General features: G+C 27.5%; 28 protein-coding genes and 1 riboswitch. Of the genes, 10 read left to right on the top strand and 18 right to left on the bottom strand.

The genetic code is table 11. The annotated features are described in order from the left end of the window. The 9 genes from J7G74_RS16825 to J7G74_RS11045 form a co-directional block, all read right to left on the bottom strand. The coding region (locus J7G74_RS16825; RefSeq protein WP_334299741.1) for a mannonate dehydratase at positions 1-105 on the bottom strand (105 nt) is incomplete at its 3' end. Positions 106-149: 44 nt separating this feature from the next. Next, on the bottom strand, positions 150-1,181 hold the full coding sequence (locus tag J7G74_RS11080) for a sugar kinase (RefSeq protein ID WP_297135268.1): 1,032 nt from the start codon (positions 1,179-1,181) through the stop codon (positions 150-152). Continuing rightward, positions 1,162-1,773: a bifunctional 4-hydroxy-2-oxoglutarate aldolase/2-dehydro-3-deoxy-phosphogluconate aldolase gene (locus J7G74_RS11075; protein ID WP_297135265.1), complete on the bottom strand. Its 612-nt coding sequence runs from the start codon at positions 1,771-1,773 to the stop codon at positions 1,162-1,164. The genes J7G74_RS11080 and J7G74_RS11075 overlap by 20 nt, the downstream gene beginning before the upstream one ends. A 32-nt stretch (positions 1,774-1,805) precedes the next feature. Next, complete coding sequence (locus J7G74_RS11070; protein WP_297135263.1) at positions 1,806-2,657, bottom strand: SDR family oxidoreductase; 852 nt, start codon at positions 2,655-2,657, stop codon at positions 1,806-1,808. A 321-nt stretch (positions 2,658-2,978) separates the two neighbouring features. Further along, complete coding sequence (locus tag J7G74_RS11065) at positions 2,979-3,662, bottom strand: GntR family transcriptional regulator (protein WP_297135261.1); 684 nt, start codon at positions 3,660-3,662, stop codon at positions 2,979-2,981. Between the two features lie 487 nt (positions 3,663-4,149). Next, a complete protein-coding gene (locus tag J7G74_RS11060; RefSeq protein WP_443081655.1) occupies positions 4,150-5,997 on the bottom strand; it encodes a heavy metal translocating P-type ATPase in 1,848 nt (615 codons plus the stop codon). A gap of 249 nt (positions 5,998-6,246) precedes the next feature. Beyond that, positions 6,247-6,468 (bottom strand): cation transporter, encoded by a 222-nt coding sequence (locus J7G74_RS11055; protein ID WP_297135257.1) that lies wholly within the window; start codon positions 6,466-6,468, stop codon positions 6,247-6,249. Between the two features lie 59 nt (positions 6,469-6,527). Then, positions 6,528-6,842 carry an ArsR/SmtB family transcription factor gene (locus tag J7G74_RS11050; protein WP_297135255.1) on the bottom strand — a complete coding sequence of 105 codons (315 nt, stop codon included), beginning with the start codon at positions 6,840-6,842 and terminating at the stop codon, positions 6,528-6,530. Positions 6,843-7,001: 159 nt separating this feature from the next. Continuing rightward, entirely contained in the window at positions 7,002-7,358 is a 357-nt protein-coding gene (locus J7G74_RS11045; RefSeq protein WP_297135252.1) for an ArsR/SmtB family transcription factor, read from the bottom strand. 408 nt (positions 7,359-7,766) lie between these two features. On the opposite strand from J7G74_RS11045, the gene J7G74_RS11040 reads away from it, so the two are divergent. The 3 genes from J7G74_RS11040 to J7G74_RS11030 are packed head-to-tail and all read left to right on the top strand — an operon-like array spanning position 7,767 to position 8,954. Next, on the top strand, positions 7,767-8,093 hold the full coding sequence (locus J7G74_RS11040; RefSeq protein WP_297135251.1) for a PadR family transcriptional regulator: 327 nt from the start codon (positions 7,767-7,769) through the stop codon (positions 8,091-8,093). A gap of 3 nt (positions 8,094-8,096) precedes the next feature. After that, complete coding sequence (locus J7G74_RS11035) at positions 8,097-8,537, top strand: permease prefix domain 1-containing protein (protein ID WP_297135249.1); 441 nt, start codon at positions 8,097-8,099, stop codon at positions 8,535-8,537. A gap of 39 nt (positions 8,538-8,576) precedes the next feature. After that, positions 8,577-8,954, top strand: coding sequence for a DNA polymerase III subunit delta (locus J7G74_RS11030; RefSeq protein WP_297135247.1), 378 nt, complete (start codon positions 8,577-8,579; stop codon positions 8,952-8,954). A 94-nt stretch (positions 8,955-9,048) separates the two neighbouring features. Here the strand turns inward: J7G74_RS11030 and J7G74_RS11025 are convergent, their stop codons facing one another. From J7G74_RS11025 to glyA, 6 genes are all read right to left on the bottom strand, one after another. Next, positions 9,049-9,693, bottom strand: a complete 645-nt coding sequence (locus J7G74_RS11025; protein WP_297135246.1) for a hypothetical protein — start codon at positions 9,691-9,693, stop codon at positions 9,049-9,051. 125 nt (positions 9,694-9,818) lie between these two features. Continuing rightward, on the bottom strand, positions 9,819-10,220 hold the full coding sequence (locus J7G74_RS11020) for a helix-turn-helix transcriptional regulator (protein WP_297135244.1): 402 nt from the start codon (positions 10,218-10,220) through the stop codon (positions 9,819-9,821). Between the two features lie 165 nt (positions 10,221-10,385). Then, positions 10,386-11,255: a hypothetical protein gene (locus J7G74_RS11015; RefSeq protein WP_297135242.1), complete on the bottom strand. Its 870-nt coding sequence runs from the start codon at positions 11,253-11,255 to the stop codon at positions 10,386-10,388. Positions 11,256-11,375: 120 nt separating this feature from the next. Beyond that, positions 11,376-12,557: a cytochrome c biogenesis protein/redoxin gene (locus tag J7G74_RS11010; RefSeq protein WP_297135240.1), complete on the bottom strand. Its 1,182-nt coding sequence runs from the start codon at positions 12,555-12,557 to the stop codon at positions 11,376-11,378. A 256-nt stretch (positions 12,558-12,813) separates the two neighbouring features. After that, entirely contained in the window at positions 12,814-13,272 is a 459-nt protein-coding gene (locus J7G74_RS11005; protein ID WP_297135238.1) for a YdeI/OmpD-associated family protein, read from the bottom strand. A 63-nt stretch (positions 13,273-13,335) separates the two neighbouring features. Continuing rightward, positions 13,336-14,577, bottom strand: coding sequence for a serine hydroxymethyltransferase (gene glyA, locus J7G74_RS11000; protein WP_297135236.1), 1,242 nt, complete (start codon positions 14,575-14,577; stop codon positions 13,336-13,338). 265 nt (positions 14,578-14,842) lie between these two features. On the opposite strand from glyA, the gene J7G74_RS10995 reads away from it, so the two are divergent. Both J7G74_RS10995 and J7G74_RS10990 read left to right on the top strand, forming a co-directional pair. After that, complete coding sequence (locus J7G74_RS10995) at positions 14,843-15,037, top strand: helix-turn-helix transcriptional regulator (protein WP_297135234.1); 195 nt, start codon at positions 14,843-14,845, stop codon at positions 15,035-15,037. A gap of 2 nt (positions 15,038-15,039) precedes the next feature. Further along, complete coding sequence (locus J7G74_RS10990; RefSeq protein ID WP_297135232.1) at positions 15,040-15,498, top strand: DUF6773 family protein; 459 nt, start codon at positions 15,040-15,042, stop codon at positions 15,496-15,498. A 233-nt stretch (positions 15,499-15,731) separates the two neighbouring features. Here J7G74_RS10990 and ade read toward each other — a convergent pair whose 3' ends face one another. The 3 genes from ade to J7G74_RS10975 all read right to left on the bottom strand — a co-directional run bounded on the left by ade (position 15,732) and on the right by J7G74_RS10975 (position 20,503). After that, the gene (gene ade / locus J7G74_RS10985) at positions 15,732-17,462 is read right to left on the bottom strand and encodes an adenine deaminase (protein ID WP_297135230.1); all 1,731 of its coding nucleotides are present in this window, start codon (positions 17,460-17,462) and stop codon (positions 15,732-15,734) included. Between the two features lie 206 nt (positions 17,463-17,668). Then, positions 17,669-18,955, bottom strand: a complete 1,287-nt coding sequence (locus J7G74_RS10980; RefSeq protein WP_297135228.1) for a saccharopine dehydrogenase family protein — start codon at positions 18,953-18,955, stop codon at positions 17,669-17,671. A gap of 169 nt (positions 18,956-19,124) precedes the next feature. After that, positions 19,125-19,232: riboswitch (glycine riboswitch) on the bottom strand. Positions 19,233-19,318: 86 nt separating this feature from the next. Continuing rightward, entirely contained in the window at positions 19,319-20,503 is a 1,185-nt protein-coding gene (locus J7G74_RS10975; protein ID WP_297135225.1) for a DUF2812 domain-containing protein, read from the bottom strand. A gap of 279 nt (positions 20,504-20,782) precedes the next feature. On the opposite strand from J7G74_RS10975, the gene J7G74_RS10970 reads away from it, so the two are divergent. The 5 genes from J7G74_RS10970 to J7G74_RS10950 all read left to right on the top strand — a co-directional run bounded on the left by J7G74_RS10970 (position 20,783) and on the right by J7G74_RS10950 (position 24,419). Further along, positions 20,783-21,073: an MTH1187 family thiamine-binding protein gene (locus tag J7G74_RS10970; protein WP_297135223.1), complete on the top strand. Its 291-nt coding sequence runs from the start codon at positions 20,783-20,785 to the stop codon at positions 21,071-21,073. Continuing rightward, entirely contained in the window at positions 21,048-21,821 is a 774-nt protein-coding gene (locus tag J7G74_RS10965; RefSeq protein ID WP_297135222.1) for an ABC transporter permease, read from the top strand. The genes J7G74_RS10970 and J7G74_RS10965 overlap by 26 nt, the downstream gene beginning before the upstream one ends. A gap of 1 nt (position 21,822) precedes the next feature. Beyond that, the gene (locus tag J7G74_RS10960) at positions 21,823-22,833 is read left to right on the top strand and encodes an ABC transporter substrate-binding protein (RefSeq protein ID WP_297135220.1); all 1,011 of its coding nucleotides are present in this window, start codon (positions 21,823-21,825) and stop codon (positions 22,831-22,833) included. Then, positions 22,811-23,569, top strand: coding sequence for an ABC transporter ATP-binding protein (locus J7G74_RS10955; protein WP_330616535.1), 759 nt, complete (start codon positions 22,811-22,813; stop codon positions 23,567-23,569). Before J7G74_RS10960 ends, J7G74_RS10955 begins: the two co-directional genes overlap by 23 nt. Before the next feature lie 106 nt (positions 23,570-23,675). Further along, entirely contained in the window at positions 23,676-24,419 is a 744-nt protein-coding gene (locus tag J7G74_RS10950; protein WP_297135216.1) for a TatD family hydrolase, read from the top strand. The last annotated feature ends 200 nt before the right edge of the window (positions 24,420-24,619 follow it).

Here is a 24,619-nt window from a genome sequence, read left to right as displayed (position 1 = left end):
TACTGGTATATCATATATAGCCGTTACTATCCCTTTCATTCCTGGTATTTGACGGATGTACTCTATTTTAACAGGGTCATCTTGTCCATACCATCTAAATGTCATTTTCATTAGTGACTTTCCTCCTAATAATTTTATATCCCGTATATTTATCTATTTATATTTTCAATTCCACAATTCATAAGAACTTCTACTTGAGCTAAATCAACCATATTTATATCACCTTTTATACTATGCTTCAAAGCACTTGCACAAGTGGCAAATTCAGCAATTTGACTACTATCCATATCACTTAAAATTCCATGTAAAATTCCAGCTGTGAAGGCATCTCCTCCTCCAACTCTATCTAAAATGTCAATATCATGAGTTCTAGATGAACTTAGTTTTTTTCCGTCGAAGAAGAAACCTTGTAATAAATTATTATTAACAGAGTTCACAACTCTCTTTGTACATGCTGCATATTTAAGATTTGGATATTTTTCAAATAATTCATTATATAAATCTGTTAATTTAGCTTCCAAATTCTTTTCTTCTGAAACTTTATATTCTAGTATATTTATAAAATCTAGTATACCTAAAAACGCTATATCCACATAAGGTAATACTTCTAACATAAACTTTCTAGCATCTTCTAAAGACCATAATTTAGATCTATAATTAGAATCGTAAGATACTAGTATACCTCTTTGATTAGCAGTCTTTATTAGTTCCTTAGAAATATCATACAAACTAGAACTTAGAGCAGGTGTTACTCCTGATATATGTATCATTTTCACACCTTTTAAAATTTCATCAAAGTCAAATTCCTCTTTTGTTGCCATAGAGATAGAAGAATATTGTCTATCATATATTACATTAGAATTTCTTACTCCAAAGCCTTGTTCTAAGAAATATATACCTAATCTTCCTTCACCTCTTATAATATCCTTAGTGTCTACGCCAAAGCTATTCATAGCCCTTATTACTTTATCTCCTAAAATATTATTTGGAAGTTTTGTAATTAGTTTTGTATTATGTCCGAACATACTCAAGCTACAAATAACATTCGCTTCTCCACCAGCATAAGTTGCATCAAATTCTTCTGCTTGTATAACCCTTTGGAAGTTTGTAGGAGTAAGCCTCAGCATAACCTCTCCAAAGGCTAATACAGTATTTTTTGAATTAGCTTCTGATTTTTGCAATTTTATTTTTAAACTCTTTAGCTAAGTTTTCTATATCTTCTAAAGAACCAGCGCCTAATAATGAGCTTCCTACTCCTACACATGAAACACCCATTTTAAACCACTCTTCTATATTATCTATAGATACTCCACCTGTTGGCATAACTTCAACATGAGGTATAGGAGCTTTTACTGCTTTTACATATTTAGGTCCGAACACTTCCCCTGGGAATAACTTAATCATTTTGTTTCCTTTATCTAATGCATTCATAACTTCTGTCACTGTCATACATCCAGGTAAGTATAATGTATTCATTTCGTGGCAAACAGTATTTACTTCATCTGAAAAGCCTGGACTAACAACATAACTTGCACCTGCTTCTATTGCATCTTTTGCCATTTTTCCATTTAATACACTACCTACTCCAACTAATACATTATCGTAATTTTCACTAACATTTTTTATTAATTCAACTACGTTTGGTATTGTATAAGTAAGTTCAATAGCTTTTACACCACCATTTATACAAGCATTTATATATCCTATAGCTTCTTCATGGTCTTTTGCTCTTATTACAGCTACTATTCCTTCTTCTTTTATTTTATTTAACATAACAAAATATGCCCCCTATAATTATCTATATATTAAACTCCAGAATAAGCTGAGAATGCACCATCAACTGGTATACATACTCCATTAACAAATCCTGATGCTTTGCTATCTACTAAGTATAATAATGTACCTAATAATTCATCTGCTTCACCAAATCTACCCATTGGAGTACTATTTAATATTTTTTCACTTCTTGGTGTTGGAGTTCCATCTTCGTTGAATAATAATTTTTCATTTTGTGCTGTTACGAAGAATCCTGGAGCTATAGCATTAACTCTTATTCCAACTTTTGACATATGTACTGCTAACCATTGAGTAAAGTTACTTACTGCAGCTTTAGCTCCTGAGTATGCAGGTATTTTTGTAAGAGGTGTATAAGCATTCATTGATGATATGTTTATTATTGTTGCACCGTCTCTGTTTATCATATCTTTTGAAAACTCTTGTGATGGAAGTAATGTTCCTAAGAAGTTTAAGTTGAATACGAAGTTTACACCTTCTGGATCTAAATCAAAGAAAGTAGTTAATTCTTCATTGTCTAAATCTTCTGGTAATAAGTATTCATTTGTTGTAGTTCCTTTTGGATGGTTTCCACCAGCCCCATTTATTAATATGTCACATGGACCAAATTCTTTTAATATTATTTCATGAGCATTTTTTATACTCTCTTTATTTAAAACATTAGTTTCTATTCCTATAGCAGTTCCACCTTTAGCTTTTATTTCTTCAGCTTTAGCGTCACATACTTCTTGGTTTAATGCAAGTATTGCTACTTTAGCTCCACATTCAGCTAATGCATCTGCCATAGCTCCACATAATACACCTGTTCCACCTGTTACAACTGCTACTTTGTCTTTTAAATCAATATTAAATGGTAATTTCATATTATTAGCCTCCCAAATTTTCGTCTATATTTATATTTAAATATACGCAAGTTTTATTTATACTTGTATACTAGCATACAAAAATTAATTATGCAAGCTTTTTCCTACAATTTTTTTATTTTTTCATAATCAAAAACAGAAAAATTAACTTTGCTCATGTCTTCAATAGATTCCCCCCGTTAATCAAAGTTAATATGTTAGAAATTATATTTATCTACAAATCAGATAGAATATAGTTTCCTTACATAATAAAAAAAGGTAATGAAATATATTCCATTAACCTCCTTCACTTAAATATTTAACTTTCCTAACTAGTTGCTATTATTTTAAATACTTTATTAAATCATTTTCTTCAGCAATAACTAACCAATCCTGTGTACTCTTTTTTATATGAGATGTTATAATTTCATCGATTCCCTCTGATGACTTATTTTTAATTAATTTTAGATACATTTCATGATCCCTCATATTTTTCTTTTTGTCATTTTTTAGTTCTATTAATAATCTCATTCTATTGTAATGTGTACTCATATTTAATATGGAGTTCCATATATCGCCTTTGTTAGTTCCTTTGAATAATAACTCATGAAATTCTTGATCCAATTCATGAAACTCAACTGCTGAATCATTCTTGTCAGCAATTAATTTTTGTGCAAATAAGTTTTTTTCTAACTCCATTATGATTTCATCACTAACTCCATTGCATGCTTCTTTTAAAACTTCTCTTTCCAATGTATATCTCATAAATAAAGCTTGTTCTACCATATTAGCATCGATTAAAGATATATATGTTCCCGTCTGAGGTTTTACTTCTATCAAATGTTCATTTTTTAATCTCATTAATACTTCTCTTATTGGCGTCCTAGATATTCCAAGTTTTTCAGATAAATCAGCTTCACTTAATAATTCCCCTGGTTTTAAATTTAAAGTCATAATATTACCTTTTAAAACCCTATATGCATAATCTTTACCGTTCTCTTTATCTTTTTTTTCGTATAATATCAAAATATTCAACTCCTTAATTTCAATTATTAATTTTAGTTATAGTTCTTATGTCTTAAGAATTTATTCAATAAGGGTTTAGGATACAGATTATTTTATAATACTTTTTATATTTTTAATATATTTATTTAACTATCTTTCCCTCACTTACAAAATTATCAAAATATTTTACATATTTAATGAATAATACTCCCACATAAATATTCATGTTTATATTATATCATTTATTTTCTTTTGTCAAAATAATAACACATATAAAATTTATAATTTCAATTTACTGTATCTTAATTATTATGTATAAGTATTACGCAGTTTTAAAATAAATATAATCTCCTAGTAAAAAATTCACTTCGTTATATCACCAACTACTTCGTCAGTTGATCAAATTTATTAGTTAGAATTATAAATCATCTACAATTCAGATAATTTATAATCCTTTAAAATATAAAAAAGGTATCAGCTAGTAGACCAATACCTATATTTATCATTATTATATATTTTTTACATTTAAAACTCTCATAGCATTTAATATGGCTATTACCGATACACCTACATCTGCAAATACAGCTTCCCACATAGTTGCTACTCCTGCTGCACCTAATATTAAAACTAATAATTTAACTCCTAGAGCAAATATAATATTTTGTTTTACTATTTTCAGTGTACGTTTAGAAATTTTCATAGCAGTTGCTATTTTAGATGGTTCATCTGTCATAATAACAATATCTGCTGCTTCTATTGCTGCGTCTGAACCAAGTCCGCCCATAGCTATACCAATATCAGATCTAGCTAAAACTGGAGCATCATTAATACCATCTCCAACAAATGCTAATTTTCCTTTTGATGATTTTGAGTTCATTAACTCTTCCACTTTCTCAACCTTATCTCCTGGAAGTAGTTCTGTATATACTAAGTCCATTGCAAGCTCATCTGCAACTTTTTTACCAACTTTCTTCGCATCTCCAGTTAACATAACAGTCTTTTTAATTTTAGATTTTTTTAACTGTTTAATAGCATCTCTAGAGTCTGATTTTATTTCATCTGATATAACTATATATCCAGCATACTTATTATTTACTGCCACGTGTATTACTGTTCCTATTATATCTCCTTTAAAATATTTCACACCTATCTTATTCATAAGTTTATAATTACCGGAATAAACTATGTTTCCATCTACAACTGAGCGAACTCCATGACCTGCTATTTCTTCAGATTCTATAACTTTACTTCCATCTATTTCTTTGCCATAAGCTTCTTTTAAAGACAATGATATTGGATGATTTGAATAATTTTCTGCATACGTTGTAAGTTCTAATAATTTATCCTTTGACATCCCTTGTGGATTAATTTCTTGTACCTTAAATACACCTTTAGTTAAAGTACCTGTTTTATCAAACACTACTACTTCAGTTTGAGATAATAATTCTAGATAATTACTTCCTTTTATTAAAACTCCTACTTTAGATGCTCCTCCTATCCCTCCAAAAAAACTTAATGGAACAGAAATTACTAAAGCACAAGGACAAGAAATTACTAAAAATGTTAATGCTCTATATACCCAATCACTAAATAAGGCTCCATCAACTACTAATGGTGGAATAATAGCTATAATTGCAGCTACTATAACTACTACTGGAGTATAATATCTAGCAAACTTCGTTATAAAGTTTTCTGAATTAGATTTTTTACTACTTGCATTTTCTACTAAGTCTAATATTTTACTTACTGTTGACTCTTCATATACTTTTGTAACTTTAACTGTTAATACACCATTTACATTTATACATCCACTTAATACATTTGAACCAATTGAACATTCTCTTGGAACAGATTCCCCTGTTAAAGCTGAAGTATCTACCATAGAGTTACCATCTATAACTTCACCATCTAAAGGTATTCTCTCCCCTGCCTTTATTACTATAATATCTCCTATTTTAACTTCATCTGGATCAACTTTTTCTATCTTATCTCCACGTTTTACATTTGCATAATCTGGACGAATATCCATTAAACTTGATATTGATTTTCTAGACTGATTTACAGCATAATCTTGGAAATATTCACCTACTTGATAAAACAGCATTACAGCTATCCCCTCTGGATATTCCCCTATAAAGAATGCTCCAAGTGTTGCCAATGTCATTAAGAAGTTTTCATCAAATACTTTACCTCTTAGTATATTTTTAAAAGCTTTTGATACTACATCTCCCCCAACTATAATGTAAGCTAATATATATATAATTAAATTATAACTTTCATTTGCGAGAGAAGCTAATGCAAACAATAACCCACCAGCTATTATTCTTCTAAGTCTTTTCTTATTTTTCATAACTATCTCCTTCCTAATAAGTATTTTCCATTTTTATAGTTGATTATCCATTCAACTATAAAATCATAAAAAAATTTAATATTTACAAATTTTTAATTACCTTCTCTATTACTTTATTTTTATATTTATACTTTTTATTACTTCATGTTTATAATTCCAATTTTTGTTATCTATATAATTTGTTATAAATCAAGACTTACCGCTTTAATTTATAACAAATTTATATTTTATTTATATATCTTTATTTATAATAAATTATATTTTTTTAACTATTATATCTGGCTCCATCTTTCTTATTATTTCTTTTGCAACGGCTATCGCTTCTAACATATTCTCATCTTTCGCTTCTAATACTAACTTAGTTGTCATAAAATCTACAGTTGCATTTTCTACTATGTCTGCCTTTTTTATTGCATTTTCAATTTTTGATGCACAGTTTGCACAATCTAATCCTTCTAATCTAAATTTCTTTATCATTTTGTATTCCTCCTACATTTTATAGTTGTATATATATTCAACTATATTTTTAAATTTTTTTAAATTAACATATTAATAACTAACTCATTTAAAGCACTAATTATATTTTTATCTGTTAAGTAATATTGTCTATATTTACTTTTTTGTTTAAAATCTACAATATCTTTATCTCTTAATATTTTAAGTTGTTTAGAAATCAATGATTGAGAACAATTTGTAATATGAGCTAAGTCTGATACTGTTTTATTTTCATTTCTAAGAGCATATATTATTTTTATTCTGGTCACATTTCCTAATAATAAAAATAAGTTTGATGTATCTTCCATATTTTGTTCTTCATTAATTATACTTATATCCTCTTCAGAGACTATCATCTAAATAATTTGTATCCTCCTTTCAAATTAGTTGAATAGCTATTCAACTTTGTATTTATATAATAGTTGAAGTTATACTCAACTGTCAATAGTTTTTTAATATTTTCCACAAAAATAAAAATGCTACAGGTAACTCCCATAGCATTTCAATAATTTTCTCTACTCTTCTGTATGTTCCAATGACATTTGTATTACTGATTTAACGTGGTCATCATCTAATGAATAAAATACATTTTTACCTTGCCTTCTAGATTTCACCAAATGAGCATTTCTTAATACTCTTAACTGGTGTGACATGGCTGACTTAGTTACATTTACTATTACAGCTAAATCACATACACACATTTCACTTTGTGCTAAAGCACATAAAATATGAATTCTTGTACTATCTCCCATAATTTTAAAGAATTCTGTTAATTTATTTATAGATTGAGATTTTGGCATATTATCTCTTACATAATTTACCACTTCTTCATGTATTACATTACAATCACATAATTTTATTTTTTCACTCATTAATTTACTCCTATATTTTTAATATTTATATTTTTATAAAAGTCCGTATCTTAATTAGATTATTTTTAATATGTAATTAACTAATTATTACAATTTACTTTCTTATTATTATATCATAGACATATTTCTATTCCATAATATAATATCTGAAAAACAATTTGTATCAATTTATGTAAATAGGATAATATTAGTCTTCATCTTATCTTATTTACATTATAAAATTACTTAAACTTATATATATCTTTTTATCATTTATATTTTTATAAAATCTTTAAGACTCCTAAAATTAAATACATAAATATAAATATAAATTCAAATTCTTATTGTAAAATTTTACCAACCATACTACTATTATATTATAAGTTACCTCATATTATAAGGTAACTTATAAAGCGAGGTGATATATTTTTGGATCTAAACAAGGAGTTACTTAAAGGCCATATCGATACTTTGATATTGTCAATATTAAATCAAAAAGATTCATATGGTTATGAAATTGCAAAAATTGTAAAAGATGAAACTACATTCGAATTAAAAGACAGCACCATGTATGTTTCACTTAAAAGATTAGAATCTAAGGGGTTGATAAAATCTTATTGGGATGAGCAAGATTCAGGTAGTAGAAGAAAATATTACAACATAACTAATGATGGAAAAACAGACTTAGAAATAAAAATTAAAGAGTGGAACTTTATACAAGAGGTTATGAATAAATTTTTAAACAGGGGGTTGTAAGTCATGAAAATTATAGAAGATTATTTAAACAATCTATATAAAAATGATGATAGTAAAGAAGCTAAAGAGCTAAAAGAAGAGTTAAAAGAACATCTAATAACATCAGTAAATGAATTTATCTCACAAGGATATAAAATTGATGAAGCTCAAAAGAAAGCAATTGAACAATTCGATGATGGTAGTGACACAACAACAGAATTACGATCTATTTATACACAAAAAATAGATATTAGAAAAGAAAAACTAAAAAAATTGAGAAAATTAAGATGGACCTTTGTTAATATAACTGGTTGGCTTATAGGAGCTGCCTTTTTTGCAGCATATCAAAATTTACAAAATATAGTCCCAACATGGTTAATTATTTTAATATCATCTTCAGCCATTGTATTAATTATCCTTAGCATTTTAATTTCTATGACAAATAAAAAAATAGAAGGTAATTAAATAATTCTATTACAAAATAATAAAAAGGGGTGCTTCTATATGAAAAATAAGTCTTTGTTTGAAAAATTTCTTGATAAACCAGAATTATCAAATTTAAATAAAAAAATAGATTTAAACAAAAATGCTAAGTGGATGTCCTTTGGAACTTATATAATGACTGTTGAAGGTTTTTATTACTCTAAGGGGGATAAAACGTATTTTCCATTACTAAATACTGTTGAATATAAATCAGAAAATTGCACTGTAAAACTATCTTATAATGATGAAGATTACTTTATTGAAAGTAAAAAACTATATGAAAATGTATCTAAAGGAGATAAAGTAGTAGTCACAATTAAATATATTTACGATAAAGATGACAAACTTATTCACTCTGATATTCATAGCTATCATCCTTATCCATTGTCTAATAGCTAAATGTATTATTACTTTTTATTTAATAATAAAGAGGCTATCACATAATATTTTTAAATTTTTCATGTGATAACCTCTAAATTTTTATTCAATTTAATCAAATCATTTCTTTACTATAATCTATCCCTACTATCAAGTTCTTGTCTACTATCTCTCCATTCTCATCATCATATCCATACCCATAGCATAATCCTACTCTAAAATTTCCTTTTTCAGATTTATAATATATATACTCTTTATTTACCTCTTCATCTAGTACAGTTTTGACTTGCTCAATATCATCAGGTAAAACTTTTTTTACTAATTCTAAAGCTTCATCATAACTTCTATCAGTTGGATTAGTTTCTGAAGCATATGTAAATCCTAATAAAATATCTTTATAATTAATATCATTTTTTATTGAATCAGCAAGATGTATTTCAGAAATAACTTCCTTATCATCACTTTTATTCTCACTTTCAGCCTTCTTTTCCTTTTCGTATTGTGGAGAATTATAAGCTAACGCTTCTTTTTTTACATTTTCATATCTTTTATCAATTATAGAGTTATTAATATCTCCATATTTATCTGTTACATATGGTATATGATTTTCTATTTCTACCATATTAGTTTCATCTATTGCTTCTTCTGATACTTTCTGTCCATCTGTATTTTTACTGCTGTCATTATTTATGCTACTACATCCCACAGATAAAATAGATACTATTGTCATAATAATTATGATTTTTTTGTTTATTTTCATACTTTTCCCCTTTATTGATAACATTTTTTAATTTAATCTTAATAATTTTATACTTTTTTGTCTACTAGTTATATTTTAATTACTTATTTATTAATATTTACTGATATTAATTCTTCAAACTAAAACTATCTTTTACTACACCTATCTTTACTTTTAAAAAGGAGAAATATTTTACCTAAAAGATATCCTATCACCCCTAAACCAATCCCTGCTGCACCCATGTTTGTAAATACACCGTCAAACAAAAATGTTAAGACTAAGCCAATAATACCAAATGTACAAGCAATCTCCCAACAAAAATCATCGTCTGTACTTTCAACTTCCTCTTCTTCATAAACTAAAGAATCTATACTAACATCAAAGATTTTAGCTATTAATTTTAAATTCTCTATATCTGGCATCCCATTTTCATTTTCCCATTTAGTAACTGCTTGTCTTGATACGTTAATCATTTCAGCTAACTGTGCTTGTGAGAGCTCATGTTTTATTCTCAATGATTTTAATTTTTCTCCAAATTTCATTTTCATATCTCCTCCAATATTATCTAAGAATATTATATAATATTTGCCTAAATTTAACTGCTACGTACAGTTTATATATGGCTACTTTTCGTTTCATTGTTGATATTTCAATAATTTCCTACAATTAAAAAAGTAGCTACTAAGATTATTTACTTAGTAGCTACCTGTTTTCTATAAAACTTCTTTCAAATACTCATCTATTGGAGTTAAACTTTGCATATCTGCTACATCTTGATAAAATACTTCACCTGTAGATATACTTACACAGAATCTAAAATCTCCTACTATATCGTCTGTTTCTCTATAATAAACACCATAGTATTGACGTCCATTGATATCTATAATTCTTTCTAATCCAAATTCTCCATCACCTATAAATAAATTATCTGTATTCCAAGTTCCTTTTATCTTATCTTTACATATCTGAAGAGCTTCTTCTGCTGATATTTGATTATTAGACTCTTTTTTAGATACTTCTTTATAAACTTCATCAAATAATTCTGAAGTTAATCCAAGATCATCCCATAATCTATCATGTTTATATGTTGGATACGATGATACTATTGATTCTACACATTCTTTAGCAGTCAAAAGCTTTAAATTATTTTCTTCATTTGAACTACCATCTTCATATTGCCACTTCATATATATACTACCATCTTCGTTTTTACTTATACTTAATGTACTATTTATTACATTATCAGGATTTCCAAATTCAGTAGTTGAAAGCTTATAAGTAGTACTATTTTCACTAGAGTTTCTTTCTAATATTTTGTATAAATCTACATGATACCCATACATTAACACAATTTCATCTTCTTTAAAATAAAAAATAGAACCTGTATCACTTTTATTATCTGCTATATGTATATATTTCCCTGTTAAAATCTCTTCTACTCCCTTTACTTCTTGTACTACCTTTTCTTCCTTTGATGTTTTTTCTACTTTTGTTTCTCCTACTTTTGACTCTTCTTTTGAGCATCCTACTGCTAGTATGACTGTAACACTTATTAATATTAATGATATTAGCCTTTTATACATTTACGCCTCCAACTGTTATATATAATATATTTTCACCCACACTTTATAATGAAGTCCTAAGCTAGCATAATACATTTTTGCATTTTTTTCAAATTAATTTAATTATATATAATTTCTGTTCTAGTTATCTAATTCTATAAGATATTTCATAGTATCTTTATCCAATGCACCTGGCACATATTGTGTCACATACCCTTCTTTGTCTATTATAAATGTAGATGGATATGAATTTATTCCATATTGATACATAACCATTCCACTTTCATCAAATAAAACAGGGAAAGTATAATTATTTTTTTCAAGGAATTCTATGATTTCTTCCTTAGAAACTTCTTTGCCTAGATTTGGTGATGCTACACCTATAACTACTACATCTTCATTATTTTTTCCATACTCTTTATAAATTTCTTCTATATGTGGCATTTCACTCTTACAAGGAGGACACCAAGTAGCCCAAAAGTTTAAAAATACAGTCTTACCTTTATAATCACTAAGTTTATGCTCCTTACCATATTGATCATATAATGTGAAATCTATTGATTCAACCTTATCCTTTTCTTCATCTTTACTCTCTTCAGATTGTATTTCTGCTTTATTTGCTCCATAAAGATGAGCTCTTACTCCATCAAAACCGCTAATTAACATAGTCATACCTGATATTATAAGTATTATTCCACCGATCTTTTTTATAGTATCTATGTTAGATTTCAACTTATTTATACTTCCAATTAATTTCCCATAAAACATAGTTGCTATTATAAATGGTAATATAAATCCAAGTGTATATACACCTATTAATATATTACCTGACATTATACTATTAGAACTTGATACCATTAGTAAAACCGATGCTAACACCGGTCCTATACAAGGTGTCCATCCAAAACTAAAAGTAAACCCTAATAAATATGCAGTAAAAATATTTACATTTTTAACTTCAAAGTTAAATCTTTTTTCTCTATTTAATATAGAAGACTTAAGTATATCTACATAAAATAATCCCATTATTATTATGATGATACCACCAATAAAACTTATTATATCCTTGTTGCTACTAATAAAGTTACTAAATATACTTGCTGATGTACCTAAAATAAAAAATGTAGTTGATATGCCAAGTACAAAAAATATTGTATTTCTAAATAAAGAACTTTTTATAAAGTTGTTTTTGTTTTTATTTAATATATCTACGCTACTATTTGATAGTACACTTAAATAAACTGGTAATATGGGCAGTACGCATGGTGATAAAAAAGAAAGAAGACCTTCTACAAATACAACTAATAAACTTATTTTCTCCATCTCAACTCTCCTTATTTTTAAATTTGCTAATATTTCTTTTAAATCAATACATATATTATATAATAAAATCCTTTTTTATTCTGTAATATTATTACATTAAATAAATAATTTTTAGAAAGATCCTAATGTGTAAGGAATAGAAGGTAGGATTGAGAATTTAGGTATTAATTAAAATTAATACTATACAAAAAGGGTATGTAAACTTATTTTTAAGTTAACATACCCTTTATATATTTTAAAATAATCAAAAAATCTACTATATTTTTATATTTGATTCTAATTTTGAAATTGCTTCTGTGATTCTTCTTTGTCTTGTTTCTTCTTTTTTAGCACTTGTTATCCATTGATAGTATTTTTTCTTTACTGAGTAGGATAAAATATTGTAAAATTTTAAAGCTTCTTCATTTTGTTCTAATTCTGTTTTAAAATCTAAAGGTAATTCAACTTCACGTACATCTTCATCTTTTTCTATTTCAACAAATATTTTATCTCCAGCTTCTTTGTTAATTTCTTTTCTAATAGATTTAAGAATACCTATAATATATATTCCGTGTCCCATACTAACAATAGAACCTCTATAATCAATACCATCAAACTTTGCCTTTACCTTAACTCTTTTTGAGCCAAATTCTTTTTGTACATCAAATGGTATTTCAATATATGCTCCATTTTTCTCAGGTATTTCTTTTATTATAGCTTCAAATTTATATGTCATATTTTTTCTCCATTAGTTATAATTTTTATTATGATATTATACCTAATTTTTTATTTATGTTTCTTAGTCCATAATATTATATTCTTCATATAAAGGATACTTTTCAGTAAGTTGTACTACTAGTTCTCTCGCTTTTTCTTCATCATTATAAGTTAAACATAAGTCTATAGCTTCAGCAATAACTTTCATATCATCTTCCTTCATACCTCTTGTAGTAACAGCAGCTGTCCCTATTCTTATACCACTAGTTATATTTGCTCCATTTGGATCAAATGGTATAGCATTTTTATTTGTAGTGATGTAAGCTTCATCTAATCTCTTTTCTGCTTCTTTACCTGTTATATTTTTATTAGTTAAGTCTAATAAAATTAGGTGATTGTCAGTTCCTCCAGTTAACATCTTAAATCCTCTGACCATAAGTTCATCAGCTAATACTTTACAGTTTTTAACTAATTGTTGTTGATATAATTTAAATTCATCACTTAATGCTTCTTTAAAACAAACAGCCTTGGATGCAATTATATGTTCTAATGGTCCTCCTTGTGTTCCTGGGAATACAGCCTTATCTATTGCTTTTGCATATTTTTCCTTGCAAAGAATTATGCCTCCACGAGGTCCTCTAAGCGTTTTATGAGTAGTGCTTGTTACAAAGTCTGCTACATCACAAGGATTTTGATGAAGACCAGCTGCAACAAGTCCTGCAATATGAGCCATATCTACCATAAGTAAAGCTCCCACTTCATCTGCTATTTCTCTAAACTTTTTAAAATCTATTTCTCTTGGATAAGCACTTGCTCCTGCTACTATTAACTTTGGTTTAATTTCATGAGCAATTTTTCTTACATTATCATAATCAATAAATCCATCTTCATCTACTCCATATTCATGGAATTCAAAGTATTGTCCAGATATATTTGCTGGAGAACCATGAGTTAAGTGACCACCTTGAGATAAGTTCATTCCCATTACTTTGTCACCTGGTTTTAACATAGCAAAATATACTGCTATATTTGCATTAGCTCCAGAGTGAGGCTGTACATTGGCATGGTCTGCACCAAAAATTTTCTTTAATCTATCTATTGCTAAAGTTTCCACCTCATCAATATGTATGCAGCCGCCATAGTATCTACGTCCTGAATATCCTTCTGCATATTTGTTAGTAAGATGACTTCCCATAGTTTCCATTACAGGCATAGAAACTATATTTTCTGAGGCTATAAGCTCTATATTTCTTTGTTGTCTAAGCAACTCTCTTTTCATACTGTCATAAATTTCTGGGTCATATTTTTTTAAATTTTCAAACATTATCTTCACCCTTTCATTTATAGAATCTGATGTTTATTATGATAATATTTATAAGTTCTTCACTAAAGTATATTATTCTATTGGTAAATTATATTACCTTCAGTTTATAAATTATTTTTGTTAGATTTTAAATCAGTATATATTTTTTATAACTTTCAAATATTTGCATCATTCATATTAAATGTATGTTTTATAAAACATAATGCAATATATAGTTTACTTTTTGTTATATTTATCATATACTATACAATATAAGGAGGTTTATATGAAGAATAAAAAAATGAAAATAGCTCGTATCGAATGTGATATGAAACAAGATGATTTAGCCAAAGCAGTAGGAGTAACAAGGCAGACTATAGGATTAATAGAGTCAGGAAACTATAATCCTACTCTAAAACTTTGTATTGCAATATGTAAGGCTTTAGGTAAAACCTTAGATGATTTGTTTTGGGAGGAATAAAAATGAAAAATATTAAAAATCAAGATGAAAGAGTTATAAGTCAAAGAAGAAAAATTCAAAGCGATGGATATCAATTATTAGTTTACGCATTACTTATATCAGTTGTCGTTCAACAGTTCCTTTTACAAGCTCCACTTAGTCAATATATGGCTGAGTTTTTATGTTTAGTAGGAATTGGTTTCTATAATCTTATTTGTAATATGAGAATTGGAAATAATCTCTACGGTGAAGATAAAGATTCTGGTAAGAAAATCTTAAAAAATACTTTACTTGGTGGAATATTATCCCTTGTTATTTTTGTTATATTAAGTGGTGAGAAAGATACAAAAACACTTATAATTTACTACTTAACTTTTATAATTGGATTTAGCGGTATAAATTATCTTTTATACTATTTAAGTAAAAGAAAACAGGATAAAATTGAAAAAGAATTAGATATGGATGAAGATGATATTGAGTAATCTTAATATTAATTATTTATTAAGCAAAAATTTTATCAAAAAAATTGATAAGGATATTGATTCATATTATTTAATATAAATATTAAAAGGACTATGATTTTTTCATAGTCCTTTATTCCTTAAATATATTAATCTATTTAATTAGTAATTTTGAATTTATTTTATATAACATTATTTATAATTGTAAATTTTGATTTATTATATTCTTTATATATTAATTTATTCTAATTTTATTATGCTTCAATTGATATAAATTTAAACTCAGTCACATCAAATAATCCCATATCTGTGATTTTAAGTTCTGGAATAACTGCTAAAGACATAAAGCAAAGTGTCATAACTGGCTCAACAGTATCATTAATACTAAGTTTTTTATGAGCTACTTCATGTATACTAGCAAGCTTATCTGCTACCCATTCACCACTTTTATCGCTCATAAGACCAGCTATTGGCATTGGCATACTTTCGATTACTTCTTTATCTTTTACAAGTATTATTCCTCCACCTTGGTTTATTAATTCTTCTACAGCATAAGCCATATCTTCATCATTTACACCGACAACTATAATATTATGTGAGTCATGGGCTATGGAAAGTGCTATTGCTCCTTCTTTTATTCCATAACCTTTTAATAATCCAACTGCTACATTTCCAGTGTTTTGATGACGTTCAACTACTGCCACTTTGACTACATCTTCTTCTTTATTATAAACAAACTCATTATTTTCATCTCTGTTGATACTTACTACTTCTTTACTAGTAACTACACCACCTGGTAGTATATTAATTGCATAAGCTTTATCTGAGTTAATAGTTAATTTTAATTTATCTTTAGAAAAATCTTTTACATGGAAACTACCTTTTGTTGATGAATGATCATAGAATGATATTGGTAATTTATATTCACCACCAACTGCCACTTCTTTTCCATCTATTAAAACATTATCCACATTAAAATCTTTAAGATTGTCAAAAAGAACTATATCTGCTTTTAATCCTGGTGCTATTGCTCCTCTATCTTCTAAATTATAACACTGAGCCGCATTTAAAGTTGCCATTCTAATAGCTATAATAGGATCAATTTCTTCTTCTACACATATTCTTAAACTATTATCTAAATGCCCTATAGTTAAAATAGTTTTTGTTTGCATATCATCTGCGCATAATAAACAATGATTACTATTAAAAGGAGTAACTCCCTTAGCTAAATTTCTTAAATCCTGACATGCTGAACCTTGACGTAACATAACATACATTCCACGTGATATTCTATCATGCATATCTTTGACAGTTGCACATTCATGATCTGTTTTTATTCTAGCTGCTGCATAAGCATTAAGAGCATTTCCATTTAACCCTGGACTATGACCATCAATAACTCTTCCTTCATTTACAGCTACAAGAATTTTATCTAATACTTCATTATGACCTTCAACTACTCCTGGAAAATTCATAAACTCTCCTAATCCATGAAGTTTACCACTTTTCATAGGTTCTACCATATCTTTTGCTTCTATTACTGCACCTGAATGTTCCCATGGTGTAGCTGGGACGCATGACGGTAACATCATTTTAATATCTAAAGCAGTTCTTTCTGATGCTTTTAACATATAATCTATCCCTGTAAAACCACATACGTTAGCTATTTCATGAGGATCAGCAATAATTGTTGTTGTACCATGTGGTACTACAAGTCTTCCTAATTCTTCTGGAGAAACATAAGATGACTCTATATGTATATGACTATCGATAAATCCTGGAGCTGCATATTTACCTTTAGCATCTATTACTTCTTTGCCTTCGTAACTGCCTACACCAGCAATTAAGTTATCACTTATAGCAATATCTCCATCTATTATAACTCCATTATAAACATCCACTACTTTACAGTTTTTAATAACTATATCAGCTGGTATTCTACCTGACGCTACATCAATTAACTTTTTAAGATCATTCTTTTGCATATTCATACTCCTTTTACAATACATTTATCCGAATATAATAAATTGATATCTCTATGGATATTGTTATTTTTACGACAATTAATTTAATTTTTGCCATTATAGTTCGTTTATTTTGTAAAAGTTTAGCATATTTTATTTTTTTGCACAATAATTATTTTTAATTTTTATTTTGTAGTCTATAAAAATTTTATTACTCTGATTTAATTTTAAATTTCAACTATCTCATATCTAAATCCAGTTTCTTTCATAAGATTTAAATATGGAATTGGATCAAAATATTCTGGCGAAAATACTCCTTTATCTCTCCAAATTCCTCTTCCAATAAGTTCTATACTAAGGGCTGCTCCAAATCCTGTTTGAGCAACAACTGCCTGCATTCCCCAATCTTTTATAGATTGTTGATTTTCAAAAGGCTGATACATGAATATTTCCTTCTTCTTACCATCTTTTATACCTACACAATGAACTCCAACAAGCATCATTCCTATCATTTCATCACCAATATCCTTTGGTTGAGGTGCGCAAGCTGCTACCACATCCCTAGGAACTACTTTTACCCCACCCACATCTACTGGATGTATACTTCTAAGACCTAATGAATCTATTACTTTAAGAGCATTTATAAGAGAAGGGTCTAGGGCAATTTTAAATGTAGCTTTTTTTAATCCATATTTAGATAAATATCTTTGCATAGTTACTACTTCTTCATGTTCAACTTTAATTAAAGTATTTTCTCCCACACCTTCTGGCATAGTAAAAACTTCTTCTCCACTAAAAGCATCTTCTACTATAAATCCACCTTTATCTTTGTCATATTCCACATTAGGATTCATTACTTCATCTAAAACTGTCCATACATTAAACCCAAAAGTTATATCACTTTCTTTAGCTCCTGGTATTTCTAAATTTCCACCGTCTTTTACATGTACTTCATATAATTCATCAAACTCATATTCTGCTGCATATTTTGCGAATACATTAACTACTCCTGGATCTATTCCCATACAGATACAAGCCATTTGATTTTTCTCAGCCCAATCTTCATGTCTATCAAAATTATACTTAGTCATAGGCTCTATATAGCTATTTTCAATACCTATACCAAACTTAGGGTTATCCATAGGTACTGACCAAGTTCCCATGCTTCCATAATTGGCACCACCTTCATAAGCTGCATCAAATATTTGATTACTGACAAATGGTGCTGCACCATCCATTACAAAATCTATCTTATAATCTTTTATTAACTTTATCATTTCATCTTTATTTCTAGCGTCAACTTTTATAGGGGTATAATATCTTTCATTATCTTTATTTGATTTATCTTTTTCTTTAGATATATTTTCTAAGTTATTTACAACTTCCTTAGCTCTATCTAAATCATAGTCAGCAACTAAAACAAAGTTTAACCACTCATTATAATTTTCTCTACTTTGTAGTATTCTAAGTATTGATTCTCCTACTGCTCCTGCTCCTACTAACATCATTCTCATAACTTTCTCTCCTTTTACTTTAAAAATTTTTATAGTCCTTACACATTCTTTCCTTAAAATATAAAAAAGGACAGAGTAATAAGTACACTAAAAAAGCGTCTTATCACTCTGTCCTTTTGCCAGTTGGTTATAGCCACGTAGGCGACGGTATCCGTTCTCTCCAAAGCTTCGTCAGATAATCTTCCTTTTGCCTGTCAGTTTCAAGAAAGAATAAGATTAAGTTCCTCCTTTTGCTTCTTCGGCCTTACATTTAAGTAATGTCTAAGATTATCTTCATCCGATTATATTTTATTTATTAACTCTATTTTATAATATTTTTTTTCATTGTCAATATATTATTATTTGAAAAATATATTAAAATTATTAAAAATTAACTCCATTTAAAACTTTATCTTTAATTATATTTATATTTTTTTCATTATATTCAATATCTCCACTTATTTTTAGAATCTTATCACTATAAACTATCACCTTCTCATCCCAAGTATTAATTGTATAAATTTCTTTTGCTCCCCATTTTTTTAATTCTCGTGCATCATTCAACTTCTCACAATCCAAGGCAAATTTATCATAAGACCTTAAAATAGAATCTAAAGCTTTATTTATAATTTTATCAGATTTACTTTGGAAAACAGTGTAAGATAGTGATGCTGAATATTCTTCACTATATTCATCGTAATAACTATTACTTTCTTCATCATATACCTTTGTAACTACCTCTTTATAAGTATCATCAGTACCATACATATATTTTGCAAAAGGTGATGATGTCTTTTTAAGATCACATTGTCTTATTTCTTGAATTTCTACATCAAAATCTTCTAAAGACACAGGTAGTTCATTCTTTGAAGTATAACCTCCCAAATCTCCATTAGGATTTAATAATGTTATGGATAAAGTCATTAGGAAGAAGATAAAATTAGAGTTTATAACCTTTGATAATATATCTCTAATTTTAAAATTCCTTCTATGAACAAAATTATCATTATTTATTTTTACTACTTTTATATATTTATCTATTTTTAATATAGTAGAAAGTAAATTTAGTACTACTATAATCCCCCCAAAAATCATACATAATATAATATATTTATCTGATATAAATGTAATGAATGAGTCATGCAAAAATGAATTATCATTTAAAAGTAATGACAAAAAAATAAATATAATTGAAATTAGCTGTGAAAATTCATTCTTAAATACTCTAGTAAACTTCAACTTTCTTCTTTCTGGTGTACCTTTTACACCATTCTTTATAAAAATTTGAAAGTCATCATTACCACAAACATGCTCCAACCCTTTTTCTTTGAAATGATTTACATAATCAGTAGTAGGAATATAGTTATCACCTACTAAATCATTCGTTGTAATATCAGCAAAAAACTTAATAACCTTTGGTGTAGATTTCTCAAAAGTTAAAAAAGTTCTTCCTATATCACTTATTATCCATCCTTCAAGGGCCATCTTGCTTAAATACTCTTCTAAAATTTCTGCATCTAATAAATCAAAGGAATTAAATTTTTTTAGTTTCTTCTTTTCTTTTTTCATAAACTCCCCCACATAAGTAATATCCAAAACTAATTTAAATAAAGATATATTTAAATAATAGTTTATATATTTAATTTTTGCCATAAATTTAACCTTAAGAATATGAAAGATTAAAAAAATCTTAAAATATAATGCTTTATAATTAAAGTTTTTGTTAATATTTTCTTTGCTAAATACTTAATTACAACTTAACAATGTGTTATGATATCCTTATAAATAGTTTTAGTTACATAGCTAAAAACATTTGTAATAATATAAAAAATAAAGGAGGAAGTATATATGGTAATAGCAGATGTGGCAGTTATGCCTCTTAGACCTTATGCATGCGAAGATGAAATGTATAAGGTAGTAGATAAATGTATCGAAAAAATAAAAGAAAGTGGTCTTAAATACGAAATCGGAGCTATGAGTACTACAATTGAAGGGGATTTTGATGAAGTTTTTGATTTAATTAAAATAATACATAAAATCCCATTTGAGCTTGGATGTGAAAGAGTCATCACAGTTGCAAGAGTTGACGAGAAAGCTGGAGGCTTAACAATAGATGACAAACTTAGAAATCACAGATAAAATAAAAAATTACATATATCCTATTGTAACTTTTATATCAATCTTAGTAGTATGGCAATTTATTGTGGTAAGTTATGATATTCCTCAGTATCTAATGCCATCACCAACCGATATAGTAGAAGTATTTTTTACAGATAATGCAAATTTACAAATGCATGCTATGGTCACTCTAAAAGAATCCCTTTTAGGATTTGTTTTTTCTATTATATTAGCACTTACAATAGGAACAATCATGGACTTTATACCAATAGTAAAAAAATGTTTTTATCCATTAATGTTAGTTTCGCAAATGATACCGACAATAACTATAGCTCCACTTTTAATAATATGGTTTGGGTTTGACTCTTTACCAAAAATAATTATGGTAATGGCCACTTGTTTCTTCCCCATATTAATAAATTTTGTTGATGGTATAGAAAATATAGATAAAGATTATCTTAATTTATTTAAAACTATGGACGCAAGTAAATTAAAAACTTTTATCCATTTAAAACTTCCCATGTCTTTAGAAAGTTTATTTACAGGATTAAAAATTTCTGCAACTTATGCTTTTGTATCAGCTACTGTAGCAGAGTGGCTAGGTGGAAGTATTGGACTTGGTGTTTATATGGTTAGAGCAAAAAGTGCTTATGCTTTAGATAAGGTATTCGCATCAACTATTTTAGTAATTGTATTTAGTTTAATGTTTGTAATGATTGTAAATATTTTAAAGAAAATTATGTTAAGACATAAGTATAAAGGAGAATAAAATGAAGTTTAAGAAAAGTGTATCATTAATTACAACAGCTTTATTAACACTAGGATTAATAACTGGATGTACTAATAAAGATAATAATGAAGAAGATAATTCAGGTTTAGAAAAAGTTACAGTAGTTCTTGACTGGACTCCAAATACTAATCATACAGGATTATATGTTGCTTTAGATAAAGGTTACTATAAAGAACAAGGTTTAGATGTGGAAATAGTCCAACCATCTGATGGTAATGCTACAACTATAGTGGCTACTAATAAAGCTGATTTTGGAGTAAGCTATCAAGAAGATGTTACTTATGCTAAAACTAGTGAAGATCCACTTCCTATAAAAGCAATATCTACAATAATACAACATAACACTTCTGGATTTGCATCTCCAGCAAGTAAAAATATAAAAACTGTAAAAGATTTTGAAAACAAAACTTATGGTGGATGGGGATCAGAGTCGGAAAAAGCCACTTTAAATGCAGTAATGACTAATAATGATGCTGATTTTGATACTGTAAAAATATTAGATGTGGGTGAAGATGACTTCTTTACAGCAACTAAAAAAGAAATAGATATATTTAATGTTTTTGAAGGATGGACAGGTGTAGAAGCAAAACTTCGTGGTGAAGAAATAAACTTTATTGCTACTAAAGACTTAGATAAAAGATTAGATTACTACACTCCACTTTTAATAACTAATGATAAAATTATAAATGAAAATCCAGACCTAGCAAAGAAATTCTTAGCTGCAACAAGTAAAGGTTACGAAGATTGTGTAAATAATCCAGAAGAAAGCGCAAAAACTTTATTAAAATATGCACCTGAAATTAACGAAGAATTAGCTATAGAAAGTCAAAAATTCTTAGCTGATAAATATATAGATGATGCACCTAGATGGGGAGAAATGAAAGATAGTGTTTGGAATAATTACACTGATTTCATGATGGAATATAAATTAATAAACAAGGATATGAAAGCAAGCGATGCATACACAAATGAATTCTTACCAAATAAATAATTTAAATGTAATAGATAATATAAACAATGCAGAGAATAAAAAAATTACTATTAGTAATTTATGTAAGAGATTCAAAGACAAACTTATATTAAAAGATATTAATTTATCTGTTTATGAGGACGAAATAGTTTCTATTATAGGACCTAGTGGTTGTGGTAAAAGCACTATTTTTAATATACTTTCTAATTTAACTACTCCTGACAGTGGCGAAGTAAATATAAATGGAAAGTTCAGTTATATGTATCAAAAAGATTTACTACTTCCTTATAAAAATATTATAGATAATGTTTCAATGCCTTTGATTTTAAAAAATGAAAAAAAGAAAAAAAGTCATGAAAAAGTTAAGCCTTACTTTTCCATATTTGGATTAGAAGGATACGAAAATAAATATCCTGATGAACTGTCTGGTGGTATGAGGCAAAGAGTTAATTTCATGAGAACCTTTATTAATTCCAGCGACATTATGCTATTAGATGAGCCTTTTGGCGCTCTAGATTCTATAACTAGAACATCTATGCAAAATTGGCTATTAGATATAAAAAAAGATATTAAATCAACTATACTTCTTATAACTCATGATATAGATGAAGCTATAATTTTATCAGATAGAATTTATATTTTATCCAATAAACCAGCTGTAGTTAATAAAGAAGTTTTAGTAGATAAAAGTATCTATAACAAAGATAATCTAGAAAATGTTGCTAAACTAAAAAAAGAAATCTTAGGTTATCTGTAAATATAAAATTCGTTTATTGTTCTAAGAATATGAAGGATTATAAGGCTTATGGAAAGTTTAATTTCTATGAGCCTTAATTACATTAGAAAGGTTTAAATTTACTTATATGTACATAGATTTTCACAATCATATAGATTTTTATAAAAATGATGAATTACAAAAAGTTTATAAAGATATAGAAAAAAACAATATAAAAGTAATCTCTTGTGCCATGGATGAAGAAAGTTACAAAAATAATTTAAGATTTTCCAAAGAATGTGATAGCATCATATCTACTTTTGGTATACATCCATGGAGAGTTACTAAAGAAATTCCTAATTTAGATATTTACGATGATTATATAAAAAATATTAAAATCATAGGAGAAATTGGTTTAGATTTTCATTGGGTTGAAGATAAATCCACTTTTGAACCTCAAGTAAAAGTATTTAAACATTTTGTGAAAAAAGCTAAGAAATATGATAAATTTTTAAATATTCATACCAAAGGCGCAGAAGAATTAGTATACGAGATTTTATACAAAGAAAATATGCTAGAAAAATCTATAATACACTGGTATAGCGGTGATATTTATACTTTAAATAAGTTTATAGATGCAAATTCACTCTTTACTATTAGTGTAGATATTAATTATTCTGAAAAAACTAAGGAAATAGCTAAACTTATTCCTATTAGTAATATTCTTGCTGAAACTGATGGTCCTACTGCTTTGGAATGGGTTAACGGTGCTTACGGTATGCCTAGTGAGATTATTAATGTTTATAATGGAATTTGTAGAGTTAAAAATATTGAATTAGATGAGTTGAAATTTTATATAGATAATCATTATGACAGAATAATTAAGGATTAATATTTAATGCAATTTCCTTTCAATTAAAAAAAGCAAGGTTTGGTTATTTGCCAAATCTTGCTTTCTAATATAACGAGTGTGTGAAAAAAACTCTGTAAATTACAAAATCCAACAGCTTTCTATGATAGTATTAAATTATTATAGGAGGCTGTTTTATTATGGGGAAAAGAAAAGAAAAATTTAGTGAGGGAAAGAAAAAT

Source organism: Terrisporobacter sp. (genome assembly GCF_017888745.1).
Taxonomy (GTDB): domain Bacteria; phylum Bacillota; class Clostridia; order Peptostreptococcales; family Peptostreptococcaceae; genus Terrisporobacter.
The sequence above is the reverse complement of the archived record's forward strand: the minus strand, read 5'-3'. Positions and strand labels throughout refer to the sequence as shown.